Annotated in this window: 20 protein-coding genes; 8 read left to right on the forward strand and 12 right to left on the reverse strand. The window is 64.2% G+C overall.

The genetic code is table 11. The features are described 5' to 3' along the window. Positions 1-18: 18 nt before the first annotated feature. Positions 19-1,065 (reverse strand): phosphotransferase family protein, encoded by a 1,047-nt coding sequence (locus CHB96_RS03055; protein ID WP_089243137.1) that lies wholly within the window; start codon positions 1,063-1,065, stop codon positions 19-21. Then, positions 1,062-2,687, reverse strand: a complete 1,626-nt coding sequence (locus CHB96_RS03060) for a class I adenylate-forming enzyme family protein (protein ID WP_371828983.1) — start codon at positions 2,685-2,687, stop codon at positions 1,062-1,064. Before CHB96_RS03060 ends, CHB96_RS03055 begins: the two co-directional genes overlap by 4 nt. A gap of 281 nt (positions 2,688-2,968) precedes the next feature. Here CHB96_RS03060 and CHB96_RS03065 point away from each other — a divergent pair, with 281 nt between their 5' ends. Further along, the gene (locus CHB96_RS03065) at positions 2,969-4,273 is read left to right on the forward strand and encodes an MFS transporter (protein ID WP_089243139.1); all 1,305 of its coding nucleotides are present in this window, start codon (positions 2,969-2,971) and stop codon (positions 4,271-4,273) included. Positions 4,274-4,333: 60 nt separating this feature from the next. On the opposite strand, the gene CHB96_RS03070 is transcribed toward CHB96_RS03065, so the two are convergent. Further along, entirely contained in the window at positions 4,334-5,797 is a 1,464-nt protein-coding gene (locus tag CHB96_RS03070; protein WP_089243140.1) for an MDR family MFS transporter, read from the reverse strand. A gap of 116 nt (positions 5,798-5,913) precedes the next feature. Between CHB96_RS03070 and CHB96_RS03075 the strand changes: the two genes are divergently transcribed. Further along, positions 5,914-6,531 (forward strand): helix-turn-helix domain-containing protein, encoded by a 618-nt coding sequence (locus tag CHB96_RS03075; RefSeq protein ID WP_089243141.1) that lies wholly within the window; start codon positions 5,914-5,916, stop codon positions 6,529-6,531. On the opposite strand, the gene CHB96_RS03080 is transcribed toward CHB96_RS03075, so the two are convergent. The 3 genes from CHB96_RS03080 to CHB96_RS03090 all read right to left on the reverse strand — a co-directional run bounded on the left by CHB96_RS03080 (position 6,528) and on the right by CHB96_RS03090 (position 8,998). Next, complete coding sequence (locus CHB96_RS03080; RefSeq protein ID WP_089243142.1) at positions 6,528-6,845, reverse strand: hypothetical protein; 318 nt, start codon at positions 6,843-6,845, stop codon at positions 6,528-6,530. The genes CHB96_RS03075 and CHB96_RS03080 overlap by 4 nt on opposite strands. Positions 6,846-6,971: 126 nt before the next feature. Next, the gene (locus tag CHB96_RS03085) at positions 6,972-7,913 is read right to left on the reverse strand and encodes an NAD(P)-dependent oxidoreductase (protein WP_089243143.1); all 942 of its coding nucleotides are present in this window, start codon (positions 7,911-7,913) and stop codon (positions 6,972-6,974) included. Further along, on the reverse strand, positions 7,913-8,998 hold the full coding sequence (locus CHB96_RS03090) for a tartrate dehydrogenase (RefSeq protein WP_089243144.1): 1,086 nt from the start codon (positions 8,996-8,998) through the stop codon (positions 7,913-7,915). Before CHB96_RS03090 ends, CHB96_RS03085 begins: the two co-directional genes overlap by 1 nt. Positions 8,999-9,113: 115 nt before the next feature. Here CHB96_RS03090 and CHB96_RS03095 point away from each other — a divergent pair, with 115 nt between their 5' ends. From CHB96_RS03095 to CHB96_RS03105, 3 genes are all read left to right on the forward strand, one after another. Next, entirely contained in the window at positions 9,114-10,013 is a 900-nt protein-coding gene (locus CHB96_RS03095; protein WP_089243145.1) for a LysR family transcriptional regulator, read from the forward strand. Between the two features lie 8 nt (positions 10,014-10,021). Then, a complete protein-coding gene (locus CHB96_RS03100) occupies positions 10,022-10,594 on the forward strand; it encodes a TetR/AcrR family transcriptional regulator (RefSeq protein ID WP_089243811.1) in 573 nt (190 codons plus the stop codon). A 100-nt stretch (positions 10,595-10,694) separates the two neighbouring features. Next, positions 10,695-12,293 carry a GMC oxidoreductase gene (locus CHB96_RS03105; protein WP_089243812.1) on the forward strand — a complete coding sequence of 533 codons (1,599 nt, stop codon included), beginning with the start codon at positions 10,695-10,697 and terminating at the stop codon, positions 12,291-12,293. A 6-nt stretch (positions 12,294-12,299) separates the two neighbouring features. On the opposite strand, the gene CHB96_RS03110 is transcribed toward CHB96_RS03105, so the two are convergent. Further along, positions 12,300-13,562, reverse strand: a complete 1,263-nt coding sequence (locus CHB96_RS03110; protein ID WP_089243814.1) for an oxidoreductase — start codon at positions 13,560-13,562, stop codon at positions 12,300-12,302. Positions 13,563-13,651: 89 nt separating this feature from the next. Here CHB96_RS03110 and CHB96_RS03115 point away from each other — a divergent pair, with 89 nt between their 5' ends. From CHB96_RS03115 to CHB96_RS03125, 3 genes are all read left to right on the forward strand, one after another. Further along, positions 13,652-14,224: a TetR/AcrR family transcriptional regulator gene (locus tag CHB96_RS03115; protein WP_245865191.1), complete on the forward strand. Its 573-nt coding sequence runs from the start codon at positions 13,652-13,654 to the stop codon at positions 14,222-14,224. A gap of 68 nt (positions 14,225-14,292) precedes the next feature. Beyond that, positions 14,293-15,873: an MFS transporter gene (locus CHB96_RS03120; RefSeq protein WP_089243146.1), complete on the forward strand. Its 1,581-nt coding sequence runs from the start codon at positions 14,293-14,295 to the stop codon at positions 15,871-15,873. A gap of 6 nt (positions 15,874-15,879) precedes the next feature. Beyond that, a complete protein-coding gene (locus tag CHB96_RS03125; protein ID WP_089243147.1) occupies positions 15,880-17,997 on the forward strand; it encodes a thiamine pyrophosphate-dependent enzyme in 2,118 nt (705 codons plus the stop codon). On the opposite strand, the gene CHB96_RS03130 is transcribed toward CHB96_RS03125, so the two are convergent. The 5 genes from CHB96_RS03130 to CHB96_RS03150 are packed head-to-tail and all read right to left on the reverse strand — an operon-like array spanning position 17,981 to position 20,696. Further along, positions 17,981-18,415, reverse strand: coding sequence for a GNAT family N-acetyltransferase (locus CHB96_RS03130; protein WP_089243818.1), 435 nt, complete (start codon positions 18,413-18,415; stop codon positions 17,981-17,983). The two genes, CHB96_RS03125 and CHB96_RS03130, sit on opposite strands and share 17 nt — an antisense overlap. Positions 18,416-18,441: 26 nt before the next feature. Further along, on the reverse strand, positions 18,442-19,059 hold the full coding sequence (locus CHB96_RS03135; protein ID WP_371828984.1) for a TetR/AcrR family transcriptional regulator: 618 nt from the start codon (positions 19,057-19,059) through the stop codon (positions 18,442-18,444). Between the two features lie 56 nt (positions 19,060-19,115). Beyond that, positions 19,116-19,301, reverse strand: a complete 186-nt coding sequence (locus tag CHB96_RS03140) for a rubredoxin (RefSeq protein ID WP_089243148.1) — start codon at positions 19,299-19,301, stop codon at positions 19,116-19,118. 1 nt (position 19,302) lies between these two features. After that, the gene (locus CHB96_RS03145; RefSeq protein ID WP_089243149.1) at positions 19,303-19,470 is read right to left on the reverse strand and encodes a rubredoxin; all 168 of its coding nucleotides are present in this window, start codon (positions 19,468-19,470) and stop codon (positions 19,303-19,305) included. Beyond that, positions 19,470-20,696 (reverse strand): alkane 1-monooxygenase, encoded by a 1,227-nt coding sequence (locus CHB96_RS03150; RefSeq protein ID WP_089243150.1) that lies wholly within the window; start codon positions 20,694-20,696, stop codon positions 19,470-19,472. Before CHB96_RS03150 ends, CHB96_RS03145 begins: the two co-directional genes overlap by 1 nt. Positions 20,697-20,792: the final 96 nt, after the last annotated feature.

The raw sequence follows: 20,792 nt of genomic DNA on the forward strand, positions 1-20,792 counted from the left end.
CGGGAAAGTCCTCACTGATCAACGAAGTCCGGAAACTGAAGAGGCGGAGGCGCGTTCGAGCGCTCGGCCGAGCAGCGGACCGACCATCTCGCCGACGGTGGAGAAGTCGTCGCCCTCGGTGTGTCCCTGCTGGTGGCGTGCATGGATCCCTTCGAGGATCACGGCGATCTTGAAGTCCGCGAACACCAGGTACCAGTCGATGTCCGGGACGTCGATTCCGCGTGCGGTGACGTATCGTTCGACCAATTGATCCCGAGTGGGAAAGCCGGGCAGTGCCGTCGCTCCCGCGGTGATGGGGTTGAAGAACTCGCCTTCCTGGTCCCAGAAGGAGCAGAGGATCCCGAGGTCGGTCAACGTGTCACCGAGGGTCGACATCTCCCAGTCGAGTACACCCAGTATGCGGGTCGGATCGCTGCGGTCGACCATCATGTTGTCGATCTTGAAGTCTCCGTGCACGATTCCCGGGTAGCTCCGACTCGGCAGGGCAGCAGTCAGCCGACGATGAATCTCGGCGACCTCCGGTCGTTCGGACGTCGCCGACGCGTCCCACTGCCGCTGCCACCGGCGCAACTGGCGCTCGAGAAACCCGTCGGGATTACCCCAGTCGGCCAGACCGACGTCGGCAGGATCGATGGAATGCAGTGCGACGAGTGTGTCGATCATCGACTCGGTGAGTCCGGCGCGTTGCTGCTGCGTCAGCGCTGCGGTGTCCTCCTGCGTGCGCAACGTGATTCCGTCGAGCTTGTCCATGACGTAGAACGACGCGCCGATGACACTCGAATCCTCGCACAGACCAACGGTTCTGGGCACCGGTACGGCGCTGTCCCGCAACGACGACAATGCTCGATACTCGCGACCCATGTCGTGCGCGGTCGGAAGGACGTGTCCCTGTGGTGGCCGACGGAGTATCCACTGCCGGTTGCCGTCACCGATCTCGTACGTCGGGTTGGAACGCCCGCCGGCGATCAACCGAGTGGTGAGTTCGCCGACGTCGCCGGTTTCGTTGTCTTCCAACCACTGTCGGACGCGAACAGCGTCCAGTTCGTCGGTCGTCGTCGCAGTCATTTGCTGCCTTCCGGTGTCGTGGTGCGGAGTTCGCGACGCAGAAGCTTCCCGCTCGTCGTCTTGGGTAGCTCGTCGAGAATCACGACCTCGCGCGGGTACTTGTAGGCGGCCATGCGTGATTTGCAGAAGTCGACGAGTTCGGCGGGCGTGGCCGTCTTCTCGCGTGTCAGTGACACGAATGCCTTGACGGTTTCGCCGCGATACTCGTCGGGCACGCCGATGACAGAGGCCTCGCGGACCGCAGGATGCTGATAGAGCACATCCTCCACGTCACGCGGAAAGACCTTGTAGCCACCGGCATTGATCATGTCCTTGAGTCGGTCGACGACGAACAGCCACCCGTCCGACGTCGTCTTGCCGATGTCCCCGGTGTGCAGCCAGCCGTCGCGAATGGCATGCGCGGACTCGTCGGGCAACTGCCAGTACCCGGGCACCACCATCGGGCCGGAGACGACGATCTCGCCTGCCTCACCGGGTTTCACGTCGTGGCCGTCGGCGATGTCCACGATCCGGACCTGTGCGCCGGGAACCGGAACCCCAACGGCGAGAGCGCCACTGTCGGGGTCGACAGGCGGGTCGACGTCGACGGGACCGAGGTGTGTGGGGGAGGTGGTCTCGGTCATGCCGTAGGCGCCGCGGAGGATCCATCCGGTGGCGTCCCGTACTCGGTCGACGAGCGCGGGCCCGACGGCTGCTCCGCCGGACGGTGTCTTCGTCAGCGACGTCAGATCGAACTTGTCCTTCGCCGGATGATTGCTCAACGCGATGAACGCTGTACTGGCACCGATCATGAACGTGCCACGCCACGTGTCGATCGCACGCAGCGTCTCCTCGGCGTCGAAGCGATGCAGGAGCACGATCGGTGCACCGCTCACGATGTGGATTCCGAATCCCGCGACGAGCCCGGTGATGTGGAAAACCGGTGCGACGCCGATGATCACGTCCTGATCGGCACGCAGGTCCCACCACGACGTGTAGACCGTCGAGCTGTGGACGAGGGAGCTCTGCAGGTTCATCGCTCCCTTGGAGCGACCGGTCGTTCCGGACGTATAGGTCAATACTCCGATGTCCGTGGGCGTGCACGGGACTGAAACAGACCGCGCGCCAGAATGTTTCGCGATCAGATCCAGCCAGTCGACCGCGTCCGGGAACGTCCGTCGCTCGCCGATGTGCGACGCGATGGACGAGGGAACCTGTGCCGTCGGCGTCATGTCGAGGGGGTGAGTCGTGACGACGATCGTGAGGTCGGTCTTCTGCCGGACCGGGGCGACGACGTCGTCGTACAGGCTGTCGAGGCAGATGAGCGCACGTGCACCGGAATCGAGCAGGTGGTGGGTGAGTTCCTTCTCCCTCAGCATCGGGTTGATCGCGGCAGGAACCGCTCCCGCTTTCCATGCTGCGAGCAACGCGACCAGCCACTGCGGGTCGTTCTGCAAGTAGATCGCGACGCGGTCGCCCGGTGTGAGTCCTTCTGCCACCAGCCCCGATGCAAGGGCTTCCGCGGCCGCATCGATGTCGGCGAAGGTGAGGGTTGCCCCGAAGTAGTGCACGGCAGGGGCCGTCGGACGCGTCGCGACGTGCGCGTCCCATGCGTCACGCATCGTGGGGTACGGCGTGTTCATTCCCGCGCGGACGGAGTCGGGGTAGAAGGCCGTCCAGGCTTCGTCGATCTGCTTCACGTATGTCCACCTCATCGGGATCGAGCTCTCAACGCTCTGACGCTTCGGTAGCCACCATAGTCGTGATCAGAACGATCGTTTGTCAATTGTTCAGTTCTGAACTCCGATTGAGATGTCGTTGCACTACAGATAGCAGGCGCGATGTTCAGCCATTGACAAACGATCGTTCGACATCCATTATCTTGCATGACGTAGGTCACATTATTCGCGAGGAGCCGCACCCTATGACCGCATCAGACATCACGTCCGCTCCACCCGCCGCGCCGTGGACCGCGGAAGACCGCAAGAAAACGCGTCGTGCAGCTCTTGCGGGTGGCGTCGGAACACTGATCGAGTACTACGACTTCAGCCTGTACGGCTACCTGGCCGTCGTCATCGCACCGCTGTACTTCCCGAGCGAGCACCCTGTGACGTCGTTGCTCTCGGCTTTGGCCGTGTTCGGAACGGCGTATCTGGTGCGGCCTCTCGGCGGCATCGTGTTCGGCCACATCGGGGACCGACTCGGACGCAAGAAGGCGCTGATGGCCACGCTCGTGTGCATGGGCGTCGGAAGTACCGCGATGGGACTGCTCCCGACGCCTGCGCAGATCGGCGTCTGGGCGACGGTGATGTTGGTGATCGTGCGTCTGCTGCAGGGGTTCTCGGCCGGCGGTGAAGTCGGTGGTTCGGCGACGTTCATCTCCGAGTCGGCACCGTCGCATCTGAAGGCGACGTACGGCGCATTCACGCCGATGGGCTCGACGGGTGGTTTCGCACTGGCTGCCGCCGTCGCCGGCATCGTGTCGGCGCTGACGACGGATGTGCAGATGGACAGCTGGGGCTGGCGTGTGCCGTTCCTGCTCGCGTTGCCGCTGACGCTGTTCTGCCTGTGGGTGCGCACCCGCGTCGAGGAGACGCACGAGGTGACCGAGACCAAGGCGGAGAAGAGTTCACCGGTGAATTCGGTGTTCCTGCGCCAGCCGCGCGCACTTGCTCAGGCGACCGCGCTGAGTGCCGCGGTGAACGGCACGGCGTACATCGGACTGACCTACATGGCGATTCACCTGACGAAGCAACTCGGCTACGAGTCGACGTCGGTGTTCTGGGTGGCGACGATGGCGATCGGTATCGCCGCACTGGCCATGCCTCTTGCGGGCAGGCTCGGCGACCGCATCGGCACGGTTCGTCTGATGGCCATCGGTTTCATCGGCTTCATCGTGTTGACCTACCCGATGATGGGTCTGATGCACATGGGTCTCGTCGTCGCCACGATCGCGTTCGTCGTGATCATGCTGAACAGTGCGGCGGCGCAGGTCGGCGCGTACACGATCCTGCCGCAGTTCTTCGACAAGCCTTCCCGCTACACGGGCGTCGCGATGGGCTGGAATCTCGGCGTCATCATCGCCGGCGGTACGGCGCCGTTCGTGGCGGTCTGGCTCGTGGAGAAGACGGGCAACATCCTGTCGCCCGCCTTCTTCGTCATGACACTCGCCGCCGTCGGCCTCACGGCTTTGGCGACGATCCGGGCTCGGCACACGCAGGGGGCATAGCCCCATGTGCACGGAAATGCATAGCGGCTCGGAGTGGAGCCTGCGGAACGACCACAGGCACTATGGATTTCCGTGCACGTGCGGCGTAGCCGCCCTTCGCACGAAGAACGACGCCGCCACGGCGACCAGAGACACGACGCCACCACACAGGAACGCGGTGTGGATTCCGGCTTCGTTCGCCGCGAGTTCCGCTGTGCCCGAGGAGATGCGCGACGTGGTGGTCGTCGTCATCACGGTCACGAACAGTGCCGTTCCGGCCGCACCCGCTACCTGCTGGAGGGTGTTGAAGATCGCGCTGCCGTGTGAATACAGTTCGGCCGGAAGCGAACCCAGCGACGACGTCATCATCGGCGTCATGACCGTCGCGAGTCCTGCGGTCATCAGGCAGTGGATGGCGACGACCATCGGCAGTGGTGATTGCGCGTCGAGCATCGTCATCAGCCACAACGCAGCGCTGACGACGATGATGCCGGGGATGACGAGCGGGCGTGGTCCGATGCGGTCGAACGCCCGCCCGACGAACGGCGCGAGCACACCCATCAGCAAGCCACCCGGAAGCAACATGAGGCCGGTGGTCAGCGTGTCGAGACCGCGAATGTTCTGCAGATACAGCGGCAACAGGATCAGCGCGCCGAACAGCGCCATCATGCTGATCGCCAGCATGCCGAGTCCGATGCTGAACGTCGGTGTGGCGAACGGCCGCAGGTCGAGCAACGCCTGACCGGATGCCTGACGCTTGATCTGACGGAGAACGAACATCACGAGGGCGACGACTCCGACGACGAGTGGAATCCACACCGGCACAGACGATTCCTCTGCGGAATGGCCGATGCTGCTGAGGCCGTAGATGAGCCCGCCGAACGCGAGTGCCGACAGCACGACCGAGAACGCGTCGAACGTTGCTTTTCGGGTCGGCGTGACGTTCTTGACCAACGCGGATCCGACGCCGAACGCGACGAGTGCGATCGGGAGGACCAGCCAGAACATCCAGCGCCAGTCGAGCGCGTCGAGAATGATTCCGGAGATCGTCGGTCCGATGGCAGGTGCGACGGCGATGACGATGGAAATGACGCCCATCATCTTTCCGCGGTTCTCTGCCGGAACGAGGTTGAGGACGGTGTTCATCAGCAGCGGAAGCATCACTGCGGTGCCGCTGGCCTGAACGACGCGTCCGACCAGGAGAAGTTCGAAGCCGGGCGCCGACGCGGCGAGAAGCGTTCCGACGCTGAACAGAGTCATGGCGGCGACGAAGACCTGACGCAGCGTGAACCGCTGGAACAGGAATCCCGTCACCGGGATGACGACGGCCATGGTCAGCATGAACCCGGTGGTCAACCACTGTGCGGTGGAGGCGGTGATGTTCAGGTCCACCATCAGGCGTGGCAGCGCGACGCTCATGATCGTCTCGTTCAGGATCATGACGAACGAGGCGACGACCAGTACGCCGATGAGTAGTTTGCTTGCGGGTGACAGCGGTCCGGCGGACTGCTGATCCGGCGCAGCGTCGATCGCGTGTGTATCCATCTCGGTAATAGGTCCCTTGCAACAGTGTCAGCGTGTGCGGACAGTTTGATTCAAACTGACAGTGACTGTCAACTTGAAATCGACTGGTATCTTGGCCCGAGACGAAGGGAGATGTGATGACCGGTTCAACGCCTGACCTCAGGGAACGTCGTCGACTGGAAACTCGGCTCGAGATCACCCGCGCGGCGCTCGACTTGTTCGAGGAGAAGGGCGTTGCAGCGACGACGGTCGACGAGATCGCGCGTAGAGCGGGCGTCTCACCCAGTACGTTCTTCCGTCAGTTTCCGACGAAAGAGGAATCGATCCTCGCGTCCGACGTCGACATCGAGGCCGAGATCGACGAGTGGCTGGTGTCCACCGCGCCCGAGAAGATCGACCTCGCCGGCATCGAAGCGATCTACGAACGTGCGTCGGTGCGGCTCGTCGAAGCATCAGACGACGTACGCAGTCGCGTTCTCAGGACGCGGCGTCTCATCATCGGTGACGCTCATCTGCGCGCCACGGCGATCGCCGTCGACGCGACGACGCTCTGCCGCTTGACCGACGCGGTGGCGTCGAAACTCGCAGGCGTGAAGTCATTTTCGTTCGCACGGTTGCTGGTCGAGGGCGCTGGGACGACCCTGCGCATCGCGTTCGACGACTGGGCGACCCGTATCGACGCCGGTGAGGACGCCGATCTGGCCGAAATCTATCGAACGACGTGCGCAGAACTGCGCAGGGTCGTGGCGGGCTAGCCTGTTCGCTCGGTGACTGCGGCGCGCGAGGCGTCCTGTGCGTTCTGCTGCTCGTCGCGACGCTCCTCGCGGCGCTCCTCCCGACGTTCCTCGGCGGCGATGTCGCGCTCGGCCACGCTGCAGTCGTTGGGAGTGAACAGCAGCAGCTCGGTGCCGTGATCGTCGACGACCATGCAATGCGCGCCGGTTCCGGTCCTCGGGTCCAGTTCGTGGAGCGTGTCCGCCGACGCGGCGGAGGTGCCGACGGCTCCTGCGGTTCCGAACATCGCAGCGGCAGCCAGAGTGGTCAGTGCGAATTTCGTCGAGTTCCTCATCTGTTTCTCCTGCTCTCTTCGGTGTTGTTCTCGTGTGACTACAACACTCGCGTTTCGAGAGCATGGACAACAGTGCACGCCGTCATCGGCTTCGTTGACGGAGTCAGTGTCGAGACATGGCAAATGTCATGAAGACACACGAAACGCAGGGGCTTCGCCATCCAGCACCCGCAGAATGTCCTCTGCCGCAGCCCGACTCGCGGCCACGCGAGCCTGAGCGGTCTGTCCTCCGAGGTGTGACATCGTCACGACGCTCGGCAGCGAACGCAGTGGGCTGTCTGCAGGAAGCGGTTCCACGGCGAAGACGTCGAGCCCTGCTCCAGCCAGCTCGCCGCGGCGCAGCGCCGTCGCCAGAGCCTTCTCGTCGACGAGCGATCCGCGGGCCGTATTGATCAGCGACGCAGTCGGTTTCATGAGCGCGAGCTCGCGCTGCCCGATGAGCCCGGCATTCTCGCGTGTCGCTCGTGCATGCAACGACACGAAATCGGAGTCGGCGAGAAGGACGTCGAGTTCGGCGTAACGCACGTCGCGTGTGGAATCCGGGTAGCCGGTCGTGACGACGACGGACATCCCGAAAGCCGCTGCCAGCTCGGCCAAGCGGCGTGCGCTCGGCCCGAATCCGACGATTCCCAGTGTCGCGCCGCGCAATTCGAACGTGTCATGTCGTGGCCACTGTCCTCGAGCGACAGCCGTCGTCGTCTCTCCGACGCGACGCGCACACATCAGCATCAGCATCAAGGCCAATTCGGCGACGGCGTTGCTGTTGGCTCCGGGTGTGTTGCAGACGACGACACCGTGGGCGTGCGCTGCCTCGATGTCGACCGAGTCGTATCCGACTCCGCTGCGTGCGATGACCGCCAACTGCGAAGCGCCCGTGATCATCTCGGCGGTGATGGGCTCCCCGGCGACGAGTGCGGCGTCGGCTTTCGCGAGAAGCGACGCCAACTCGCCCGCGGGCCGGGATCCGCTGGCGGGGCTGTGTTCCGTCGTGTGGCCGCGCCCGGTGAACATGCGGTCCACGTCGTCGCCGGGCACGAGGTAGTCGGTGGTGATCAGCACATGTGCCATTACGAGGTCGCCCGAATCAGCTCGTCGCGGACTGCAGACCCGAGGGACGACGTCGTTCCGGTGCCCCCCATATCGGGTGTCAGTGAGCTTCCGCCCTGTGCCAGAACTGTTTCGACGGCAGTCAAGATCGCCGCGCCTGCCTCGGCCTCGCCGAGGTGCTCGAGCATCAGCGACGCACTCCAGATCTGACCCACGGGGTTCGCGACGCCCTTGCCCGCGATGTCCGGTGCGGAACCGTGCACGGGTTCGAACAGGCTGGGGAACGTCCGTTCCGGGTTGATGTTGGCGCTCGGCGCGATACCGATGGTGCCGGTGCACGCGGGTCCGAGGTCCGACAGGATGTCGCCGAACAGGTTGCTGGCGACGACGACGTCGAACCAGTCGGGGTGCATGACGAAGTTCGCCGTCAGGATGTCGATGTGGTACTTGTCCACGCGCACATCGTCGTACCCGGTCGCCATGGCTTCGACGCGCTCGTCCCAGTACGGCATGGTGATCGAGATGCCGTTGCTCTTCGTCGCCGACGTCAGATGTTTGGCGGGCCGCTTCTGCGCAAGGTCGAACGCGTACTTCAGAATTCGGTCGACGCCGGTGCGTGTCATCACGGTTTCCTGGATGACGGTCTCGCGGTCGGTGCCCTCGAACATCTTGCCGCCGATGCTCGAGTACTCGCCCTCGGTGTTCTCGCGGACGACGTAGAAGTCGACGTCACCGGGCACACGGCCGGCGAGTGGACTCGTCACCCCCGGCATCAGCTTGACGGGCCGGAGGTTGACGTACTGATCGAAGTGCCTGCGGAACTGCAGCAGGCTGCCCCACAGCGAGACATGGTCGGGAACGACGTCGGGCCACCCGACGGCACCGAAGAAGATGGCGTCGAACGTGTTCAGTTGTTCGAACCACCCGTCGGGCAGCATCTGCCCGGTCGCGGTGTAGTAATCGGCACTGGCGTAGTCGAACTCCTCGTAGTCGATCGAGAAGTCGAACGCCGACGCAGCCGCTTCCAGCACGGCAAGGCCTTCGGGAACGACTTCCTTGCCGATTCCGTCGCCCGGGATGACGGCAATGCGGTGCGTGGCGCCCATGGATGCTCCGATTCGATCGATGTTCGACTGGTATTACTACCGTATTGCGCAATAAGCTCAGGCGAAAGCCACCCGACGGCAACACTGCTTTTCCGAAATGGAAAGAAGGCCTGGTATGACGCAGTTCGACGATCTCGAGTTCTTCGACGTCGTCGCGCGTTCGGCCAGCCTGACCGAGGCCGGGCGTGCGCTGGGGATGTCGGTGTCCTCGGTGAGCAAACGGCTCTCGCAGCTGGAAGCGCGTCTCGGAGTCCGGCTCGTGCAGCGCAGCACCCGACGGTCGACGTTGACTCCGGAGGGCGAGCGGTATGCAGCAGGCGTCGCGGTCATCGTCGGCGAACTGGCCGAGCTCGAGGAATCGGTCAGCGGTCACTACGCAGAACTGCGGGGCAAGCTGTTGATCCACTCGTCGGTCGGTCTGGGGCGAGCGCACATCGCGCCGCTCATGGCCGACTTCGTCGCCGCACACCCGCGCGTCGAGGTGGACGTCGAGCTGTCCGCCGCACCACCCAATCTGTCGGCGGCACCGTTCGACATCGCGATACGGGTAGGCGTGCTCCAGGATTCGCGTCTGACGGCAAAGCTGTTGTGCCGCAATCGGCGTGTCGTCGTCGCGTCGCCGCGGTATCTGGACACACATTCGGCTCCCGCGGTGATCGCCGATCTGCGCGACCACAACTGCATCGTGCTCCGTCAGGACGAGGGAGATTTCGCGCTGTGGCGGTTCGGATCCGAGGTCGGCGACTCGGCGATCCGCGTCGCGGGCAACATGATCAGCAACGACGGGGACATCGCGACGCAGTGGTGCGTCGAGGGCCGCGGAGTGCTCATGCGGTCGCTGTGGCACGTAGGGCCCATGCTCGACGACGGCACACTCGTCCAACTGTTGCCCGACGTCGAGACACCTGCGGCGGACATTCACGCCGTGTATTCTGCTGCGGCACAGGTTCCCAGGAGGGTGCGAGCTGCCGTCGACCATCTACACGAGCACCTGGCAGGTCGTCTGCATACATAATGGTGGGCATGCGGTCACGTCAGAAGATCCTGAACGCCACGTTGCGCTTGATCGAGGCGAACGGGTTCGAGGGGGTCAACGTCGCAGCGGTCGCCACTGCGGCCGGGGTTTCCCGGCAGACGGTGTACTCCATCTTCGGATCACGTGAAGAAGTGGTGTCGCAGGCAATGGCGGGGTTGACACTCGAGGTGCTCGGCGGGATCCAGAAGAGTGTCGAATCTGCGGACACGGCGTTCGACTACATCGCCGAGGTCATCGTTGCGGGACGAACCGCCGTGCGTACCCACCCGGTGTTGGCGGCGTTGCTCGTCGCCGAGCATGGAAACCCCGTGTTCGACGCCGGCATGATCGCGCGTGCGAAACCTGTTGCGCGACAACTGTTCGAACCGATGATCGAGCGGAATCTCCTGCAACGCAACGACCTCGACGACGTCGTCGAACTCGTCGTGCGCTTCGGTCTTTCGGTGATCTCGTTCGACAGCGACACCGTGCGTACCGACGAGAATCTGCGCGAATTCCTGCGTCGGTGGCTGGAGCCTGCGCTGATGCGCTTCGCGCCCGTGCGCGGAAAGTTGCAGTAGAGCCCAACTTTGCGCGCACGGGCGGCGACGCCGCAGATCTTGACACTTTCAGCCTCGACTGTCTAGTTTGAACCCCACATTCGATGTGTGGGGGTACATCTTGACCGGTCCGAACAGGCGTTCCTTTCTCCTCGGTGCCGCGGCGGCGGTGGGTGCGGTTGCCGTCTCCCGGCCACTCGCCCATGCCGGGCCGAGAGTTCAACGCATCCCGCTGACGCGTGAAGAGCATCGAGTCGTCGTGGTGGGCTCCGGTTTCGGCGGGGGAGTGACGGCCCTGCGGCTGGCCGAGGCGGGTGTTCCGGTGACGGTGCTGGAACGCGGAAGACGGTGGCCGACAGGCCCGAATGCCGACACGTTTCCGCACGCCACGAATCCGGACAAGCGGATACTGTGGCACCGATCGAATCCCCAACTGTTCGGAACTCCGGTGGCGTTCGAGCCGTACGTCGGATTGCTGGAAGCGGTCGTCGGGGACAACATGACGGCGGTGTGCGCGGCAGGCGTCGGCGGTGGGTCGCTCGTGTATCAGGGCATGACGCTACAACCGGCCCAGCATGTCTTCGATGCGAACTTCCCGCAGGAACTCGACTGGTCGCTGATGAACCGCGTCCACTATCCGCGGGTCGCTCGCATGCTCCAACTCGCCACGGCGCCGGACGAGTTGATCGACAGCCCCAACTACGAGGTCGCACGTATCTTTGCGCGCAATGCCGCTCGCGAGGGCTTCCCCGTGTCGAAGATCCCGATGCCGATCGACTGGAATTACGCGCTGGCGGAGCTACGGGGTGAGATGGCGCCGTCGTACACGAACGGCGACGGTGCACTCGGCGTCAACAACGGCGGTAAACACTCGGTCGACGTCACCTACATCGCGGCAGCGGAGGCAACGGGTTCGGCGAAAGTCGAGACGCTGCACGAGGTACGCGACGTCGAACGCGCACCCGACGGACGGTGGACGGTGTACGTCTACCGCACCGACGAGACCGGACGGGTGGTCGAGAACAAGATCCTCACCACCGGTGCCCTCGTCATGGCTGCGGGCAGCGCCAACACCACCAAGCTCTTGATGCGTGCGTCCGCTGCAGGCCGAATTCCCGACATGCCCGACGAACTGGGCGCGGGCTGGGGCACGAACGCCGACCGGATCTACGTCTGGGCCGACGTCGCCAACGGGTTCGGTTCAGGGCAGGGTGGCCCGGTCGTCTACGGCAGCCTCGACTGGGACGATCCGCACTCGGCGTACACCGTCATCCAGGCGTCGTTTCCGCCGTTGACAGTGGGCGCGAACTCGATCGATGCCCGGAGCACGACGATGGTCGGATACGGAGTCAGTTCCGGCAGAGGCCGATTCGTCTACGACTCGGCGATCGACGACGCCGTCCTGCAGTGGCCGCACGAGGGCGACCACGTACTGCAGACGTCGCGCATCGGTCCCGCGACCACACGGATCGCGGGACCGACGGGAACCCTTGTCGACACCAATGCGCTTGTCCCATCGACGTGGCACCCGTTGGGTGGCGCAAACATGGGATCGGTGTGCGATCTCGAAGGGCGGGTGTTGGGCCAGCAGGGGCTCTACGTGCTGGACGGTGCGTTGATGCCGGGAAACTCCGCCGCGTGCAATCCATCGATGACCATCGCTGCCGTCGCCGAACGCGCGTTGGATCGGTTGGTTGCGTCGGGCGAGATGGCGAGCTGACGAGCGTCAGCCCCGCCGGCTCCGGAATGCGTCGATACCGTTGCGTTCGATCATCGTCACCGCGGTGCGCCAGGCCTTCCGCTTCGGATCCGGCTCACCGCCGCCGCCGAGGATGTGCAGTTGGTCCGTATGCCATTGGAGGTCGAGGGCGCCGTCGAGTGCTTTGAGCGCGGGGAGCGTCGCCAGTGCGCCGGGCAGCCCGAGTGTGATGCGAGGAGAATCGAGGCGGTCGACGTCGGAGTCGATCAGCTGCTGGGCGGCGTCGGGCATCACGGTGGTGGGGCGCCCGAGTCCGACGACGTCGCACTCTCCCTGCAGGACAGCAAGATTCATTGCCTGACGAGTGCGGAATCCGCCGGTGACCGCGAGGGGGACATCGCCTGCGGCGAAGCGAACCTCACGCGCGTACTCGAGGAAGTACGCCTCGCGTGCCGCGGTGCTGGCGGCGACGGTAGCGCGTCCCATCATGGCAGGCGATTCGTAACTGCCGCCACTGATTTCGATGAGGTCGATGTGCTCACCCGCGAGATGTTCGACGGTGTCGCGAGACTCGGCTTCGCTGAAACCGCCGCGTTGGAAGTCGGCCGAATTGAGCTTGATGCCGACGGCGAATCCAGGCGAGACTGCGCCGCGGATCGCGCGCACGACCTCGATGAGGAATCGCATTCTGCCGTCGAGATCTCCACCCCATCTGTCGTCTCGCCGATTGGACAGAGGGGATAAGAACTGAGAGACGAGGTAGCCGTGTGCGCCGTGGATCTGCACGCCGTCGAATCCGGCGGATTCGGCGACCGACGCCGCCGTGGCGAATCTGTCGACGATCTCCAGGATCTCGCTCTCCGTCAACGCACGCGGTGCGGGCAGTCCCGGCACGCCGGACGCCACTGCGGACGGTGCGACGGGTTTGGCCCGAGTAGCAAGGGGATTCGCCTGACGCCCGGGGTGGTTGAGTTGCATCCAGATCGGAGCGCCGCCGTCCTTCGTGGATTTCGCCCAGGTCGACAATGCGTCGAGGTCGCGGTCGTCCTCGATGACGACGTTGCCGGGCTCACCCAGATGTGTTCGGTCGACCATGACGTTGCCGGTGATCACCAAGCCGTAGCCGCCGGCACCCCAGCGGGTGTAGAGGCGGGTCAGTCGATCGTCCGGCGCATGCGACGTGGACCCGAGGCCTTCGCTGAGTGCCGCCTTCATCAGGCGGTTGGGGAGGACCTGTCCGCAGGCGAGGGCGAGAGGGGAGCCGAGTCCGTGCGGGCCGTCGTTCATCATGATGCCTTTCGATCTATGCTGTACGACATAGTTTCCGTCGACCATAAGCGTTACCGGCGGTTACGTCAACGATGGATGTAGGAGGCTCGGTGGCCAGGAAGTCGACGCGCGACGACATGCTGCGCAGCGCGGCCCAGTTGTTTCGCGAGCGAGGCGTGGAGGCGACGTCGTTGGTGGACGTCGTCGAACTTGCAGGTGCACCTCGTGGGTCGATCTACCACCACTTTCCGCGAGGGAAACCGCAGTTGGTGGAGGAGGCGACGCGCACCGCAGGCGTGCTGATGGGGTCGATGATCTCGGCGGGGTTGGCCGAGAACGGCCCAGCGGTGACGCTGCGTGCGTTGATCGACGGATTCAGGAACGAGCTGACGGCCACCGACTTCGTCGCCGGCTGCCCGGTCGCACCGGCTGCCCTCGACGGGGTCAATGCCCCGGGTGCTGTTGCCGCAGCGGGGGAGGCATTCGGGTTCTGGGAGGACACGATCGCCGCAGCCCTGTGGCAGCACGGTATGGACCGAGAGCGAGCGCGTGGTCTGGCGACGACGTCCATCGCGGCAGTCGAGGGCGCCTTGATCGTTGCGAAAGCACAGCGGGACACCCGTGCGTTGGATCGCGTGGAAGTCGAGCTTCTGCGATGGGTCGAGATCGAGCTGAGCGACTGAGCTGTTGCTATAACTCTCGGTTACGGATACTTTCCACTATGCACGCCGTCATAGTCGAAGGGAATCCCATGTCTCGATCGCTCGACGCTCGACATCGATATCTCGCGCTCGCCGTCATCTGCGCCGCCGAATTGCTGGTGGTCCTCGACAACACCGTCGTCAACGTCGCGCTGCCGTCGATGGGTCTCGAGATGCGCGCGAGCATCAGTGGCCTGCAATGGGTCGTCGACGCGTACACGTTGACGTTTGCCGGTCTGCTCCTCGCGTTCGGGCATCTGGGTGATCGGTACGGTCGCCGCCGCGTCATGACGATCGGACTCGCAGGCATCGCGGTGATGTCGATCGGTGGGGCAGTCGCTGCGGACCTCGGGCAGGTCGTCGCCGCACGGGCAGCGATGGGTGTCTGTGCGGCAGCGGTGTTTCCGGCAACGCTGGCGCTGATCATCAACATATTCTCCGACGCGCGTGAACGAGCTCTGGCGATCGCCGCATGGACAGCGATGGCAGGGTTCGCGATTGCGATCGGGCCGACAGCGGGAGGCTTTCTGCTCGAACACTTCTCGTGGCATTCGGTGTTCTGGATCAACGTCCCGATTGCCGTCGTGGTGCTCGTGGCCGCGTTGGTGTTCGTGCCGGAATCCAAGGCGGCGCACGTCGGGAAGTACGACCCGGTGGGGATCGGTCTGTCGCTCGTCGGCATCACCGTTCTGGTGTGGGCGATCATCGAGGCGCCGCACCAGGGTTGGCTGTCGGCCGTCAGTCTCGGGGCATACGCGATCGGGCTCCTGTGCCTCGGCGCGTTCGTGTGGTGGGAGCTGCGCACTCCGTCCCCGGTCCTCGACATGAGACTGTTCCGAATCCGGCAGTTCTCCTTGCCGGCGTTGGCAATTGCCGTCGCGTACTTCAGCATGTTCGGCTTCTTGTTCATGATCACGCAGTACTTCCAGGGCGTCATGGAACTCAGCCCACTGCAATTCGGGATTCATTCGCTGCCGTTCGCGGTGTCGATTGCGATCGGCGCGCCGATGGCCACCCTGATTGCACGTTGGATCGGAAGCACTCCGGTGATCGCGACCGGACTCGTCGTGATGAGCGTAGGCATGTTCATCGCGGGGCAGGTGAAGGTCGAAACACCCTATCTGGGGCCGGTGTTGATCTCGATGGTGCTGATGGGCCTCGGGTTGGCGATCGTGCAGGGTCCGGCCACCGAGTCGATCATGTCGTCGGTATCGCTCGACGAGGCCGGCGCAGGGTCTGCCGTCAACGACACCACGCGTGAAGTCGGCGGGACGCTCGGTGTGGCGGTGCTCGGGTCCATCGTCGCATCCATCTATACCGCTAGGGTCACGCCGAAGATCGACGCGATTCCGGACGCACTCATGGAGCCGTATCAGAAAGCCTTCGCCCGGGAGACCGTCGTCAGCGTCATCGAGATCGTGAAGGCTCCGACCAGTTCGATCTTCGCGACTCAGAAGGCCGATCTGGTGTACGCGATGAAAGCGGCGTCGTTGGAGGGGTTTCAGCTGGCGTCGTACGTGACGGTCTCGGCGTCGCTGGCCTGTGCGCTGGCGATATGCGTCTTCGGTGCCCGTGTTCGCACAGCTAGCGCCAACACAGGCTATGCGAGCACGGTCGCCGGAGGCGCATAATGCACCATGGCCGGATCGATCGACGAGTACTTTCTGGAACATGTCGGGGGTCCTTCGGGTCAGCGGCCGCTGGGTTCGCTGACACCAGGACGTGCACTCGAGCTGTACGACGCGCAACTCGGTAGTCGCCACCTCGACTTGGCTGCCCGGTGGCTTCGAACCCAGGGCAAGGGGTACTACACGATCGGCTCGTCCGGCCACGAAGGCAATGCCGCTGTCGCGGCAGCCCTTCGGGTGACGGATCCTGCTCTGCTGCACTATCGTTCGGGTGCATTCTTTCTCGAGCGTGCACGGCAGGGCAGCGGCAGTGACCCCATCCGAGATGTCCTCCTCGGTCTTGTCGCAGCCGCCGACGAACCGATCTCCGGCGGCAGGCACAAGGTCTTCGGGCGCGCGGACCTGGCGGTGATCCCGCAGACGTCCACCATCGCGTCGCACCTGCCACGGGCTGTAGGCGTCGCATTCTCGACCGTCCGTGCGCGCAAACTCGGGGTGGAGTCCCCGTGGCCAGCCGACGCCGTGACCGTCTGCAGTTTCGGCGACGCGTCGGCGAACCATTCGACGGCCTTGGGAGCCATCAACACTGGCGTGCATTCGGCGTATCGAGGCGTTCCGCTGCCGTTGTTGTTCGTCTGCGAGGACAACGGTCTCGGCATCAGCGTGCCCACGCCGCGTGGGTGGATCGCCTCGAACTTCGAGTCACGGCCGGGGCTGGAGTACTTCCACGCCGACGGGAGCGACGTCGTCGACACGTTCGAGCAGGCGGTGAAAGCCGTGAATCATGTTCGACGCCATCGCCGTCCGGCCTTCCTGCACATCGACACCGTCAGGCTGATGGGCCATGCGGGGTCCGACGTCGAGTCGTCGTACCGCACGCCGCGCGAGATCGTCGCTGATTACGCACGCGACCCGGTACTGTGCACCGCACGACTGTTGATCTCCGCGAACGTACTCACGCCCGCCGAAGCGGTGGAACTGTACGAGGCCAAGCGCACCGAGGTGATGAACACAGCCAAGGAGATCGCCGACGCCCCGCAGCTGACTTCTGCATCCGCCGTCATGCGGCCTTTGACCGACGTGGCATCGGCGGTGTCGTCCACGACGTCTGCCGCCCTCGACCTACCGGCAGGTTCGACTCTTGCGCAGTCCATCAACGTCGCACTGCGGCGCATCCTCGACGAGTATTCGCAGGCAGTCCTGTTCGGGGAGGACGTCGCACGCAAGGGCGGGGTGTACGGCGTCACGCGAGGGCTCGCCGATGCCGCGGGGCCGGCTCGTGTGTTCGACACCGTGCTCGACGAGCAGTCGATCCTCGGATTGGCCGCGGGCGCAGGGGTTTCCGGCCTACTGCCGATTGCGGAGATTCAATACCTCGCGTACCTGCACAACGCGGCGGACCAGATCCGCGGCGAGGCGTCGACGCTGCAGTTCTTCTCGAACCGCCAGTACCGCAATCCGATGATCGTGCGCATAGCGGGCTACGGCTATCAGAAAGGCTTCGGTGGGCACTTCCACAACGACAATGCCGTTGCCGCACTGCGGGATATCCCCGGGATCGTCGTCGCGTCGCCGTCTCGTGGCGACGACGCGGCCGCGATGCTCGGGGCATGTGCGTCGGCAGCCGTCGAGCACGGTGCTGTGTGCATTTTCCTGGAACCCATTGCGCTGTACCACACTCGGGACCTACACGAGGAGGGCGACGGCGGGTGGCTGTCCGGCGGCCATGTCGGCAGTGTGCGGATCGGCAGCGCCCGCATCTACGGCGACGGCACTGACCTGACCATCGTGACGTTCGGCAACGGCGTCCCGATGAGTCTGCGCGCCGCGCGGCGGCTCGAGGCGCACGGCATCGATGTTCGCGTCGTCGACATGCGGTGGCTTGCACCGCTTCCGGTGGAGGACATCCTCGCCGACGCGGCCTCGTGTGTACTCGTCGTCGACGAGACCCGGCGGTCCGGCGGCGTCAGCGAGGGCGTGATCGCAGCCCTTGTCGACGCCGGGTATTCAGGAAAGATCGGGCGCGTCGCCAGCGAGGACAGTGTCATCCCGCTGGGCGGCGCGGCGCTGCACGTCCTGCTGTCGGAAGATCGAATCGTCGACGCGGCCGTTACTCTGGTGTCCTGAGCATCGGCAGATGTGGGATGCCGTCCTCGTCGTAATCCGGACCGCTACGTACGAATCCGAATCCGCCGTACCATTTTTCGAGCTGAGTCTGAGCGCCGATGACGATGGTCTCGGTAGCTGCCTGCTCGATCGCCGCCTGCATCAGTTGTGCGCTCAGCCCACGCCCACGAGCATCCTCGGCTGTACAGACTCGGCCGATTCGAGTTTCCCCGTTGCGGCGCATGAGCCGCAGCGTCGAGACGATCCGGTCGTCCTCGGAGTGCCAGAAGTGGATGGTGCCGTCGTCCTCGTCGGCGCCGTCGAGCTCGGGGTACGCGCAATTCTGTTCGACGACGAACACGTCGACGCGCAATCTGCAGAGGGAGTACACCTCATGGCCGCTGAGGTCGGCGAACGGTGCGTGGTGAAGCTGGCTCATGAGTGCCACTCTGGCATACGCCGCAGTCAGGCCGTGCCCTGGACCTTGTCGAGGAACGGAGTGAGCAGCGACGCGAGATCAGCGGCGACGTCTGCCGAATTCGACGGCGGCATCGAGATGTAGCTGATCGCGAGCCGCACCACCGCGCGACCCAGAATGTCCGCATTGTGTGGTGACGCGTGAAGCCAACTGCGCTGAAACGTCTGTGCGAGGCGAAAAGCCGCGTGTTCGATGAGGATTCCGGCCTCGGTGGTGACGAGCCTCAGTAGGTCCGGTGGTGGATCATCGGTGAGCATCGACATCACCAGCGGATCCTGTGCGCTGCGTCCGAAGAACTCGGTGAACGACACGTACAGCGTCTGAAGGCCGTCACCTTCGTTGGAGTAGACGGCGTCGTCGACGGCGGTGACGAAGGAATCGGTCAGGCGCAGTGCGTACCCCTGGGCAAGACCTTTGCGGGTTCCGAACTCCTTGTAGAGCGTCTGACGGCTGATGCCCGCGGCTTTCGCGACGTCGGCCATGTTGACCGTCGACCAGGTGCGCTCGAGCAGCAGATCGTGCAGGCTGTCCAGGATCGTGGTCCGCATCAGGTTCGACGCCGCGCTCTTGTACGGGCTGACCGGCTGACTCGTCACGTCGGCCAGTCTATCTGCAGCCCCCGGGAGTGGAGCCTGCAGGAATGACCCGCCCCAGGTGGTGGTCACGGTCTGCTGATCTCGACCATGAAGAAATCGGCCTTCGCGGCACCGCAGTCGGGGCAGCTCCAGTCGTCGGGAATGTCTTCCCACCGGGTGCCCGGTTCGATGCCGTCCTCGGGCCAGCCGAGTTCCTCGTCGTACTCGAAGCCGCACTGAATGCACTGATAGAGCTTGAAATCGGTGGACATCTCATCCTGCTTTCTGTTCGAAGTCGATTTTCTCTCGCACCCCACAGTCGGGGCATGGCCAGTCGTCGGGGATGTCCGTCCACCCCGTGCCCGCTGGAAATCCTTCTCGCGGTGCGCCTGTCGTCTCGTCGTAGACGTAGTTGCAGACCGGGCATTCGTAACTGGCCATCAGCGGGCGCTCGTGCCGTAGCGGGCCAGTATCTTCTCGCGCTTGCTCGGCTGGATGTTCACGGACTCGATATCGCCGTGGTAGTGCTCCAACACCCTGTGGTCCATGACTTTTCGCCAGATCGGCGGGAAGTAGGCGAGCGAGATCATGCTCGCGTAACCGCCCGGCAGGTTCGGGGCGCCGTCCATGCTGCGCAGTGTCTGGTACCGACGGGTGGGATTGGCGTGGTGGTCGCTGTGTCGCTGGAGGTGGTACAGAAAGATGTTGGTGACGATGTGGTCGGAATTCCAGCTGTGTGCGGGCGCGCAGCGCTCGTATCGACCTCGGGCCGTCTTGCCGCGGAGCAATCCGTAGTGCTCGAGGTAGTTGACCGTCTCGAGCAGTGAAAAGCCGTACACCGCTTGCAGTATCAGGAACGGCAGGATGCTCGGTCCGAAGACCGCCGTCAGTACGCCGAACAGAACGATCGACATAAGCCAGGCGTTGAGTACGTCGTTGCGAATGTTCCACGTGGACTTGCCGAGCCGATCCATGCGCGCCTTCTCGAGATGCCACGACGACTTCAGGCTGCCCCACACGCTACGGGGAAGGAAGTGCCAGAAGCTTTCACCGAATCGCGCGCTCGCCGGATCCTCGGGCGTGGCGACGCGGACGTGGTGGCCGCGATTGTGCTCGATGTAGAAGTGTCCGTAGAACGTCTGTGCCAGAGTGACTTTCGACAACCACCGTTCGAGACTGTCCTTCTTGTGGCCCATTTCGTGCGCGGTGTTGATACCGACGCCGCCCATGACGCCGATGCTGAGGGCGAGCCCGATCTTCGAGACCAAGCCCAGCCCGCCGTCGATGCCGAGCCAGCTCAGATTGTCCGCGGTCCACAGGTAGCAGGCGATGACGAGGCTGGCGAGCTGGAACGGAATGTAGATGTACGTGCAGTACCGGTAGTACTTGTCGTTCTCGAGCTGTTCCATCACCTCGTCGGGCGGGTTCTGGCCGTCGGGCCCGAAGAACAGGTCGAGTACGGGGAGAAGTCCGTAGACGAGGATCGGTCCGATCCACCACCAGACCGGGGACACGGCGTTCCATCCGAGCTGATTGAAACCCCAGATCAAGCCCAGTGCCAGGAACACGGCCGTGGGCGGGATGAGGCCCATCAACCACAGGTATCGCTTCTTGTCGTGCCACTCGTCGACCGGTGTGCCCGGCTGTGGGGTCGTCTGGGTTGCCATGACGTGAGTCCTCCTCGGACTGTCCATGAAGTGGTGTGAGTCACTGCATGGATGACAATACTCCGAAAATGTCCACTGTCTAGACAAATCTGCAAA

It is taken from the genome of Rhodococcoides kyotonense (assembly GCF_900188125.1).
GTDB lineage: Bacteria > Actinomycetota > Actinomycetes > Mycobacteriales > Mycobacteriaceae > Rhodococcoides > Rhodococcoides kyotonense.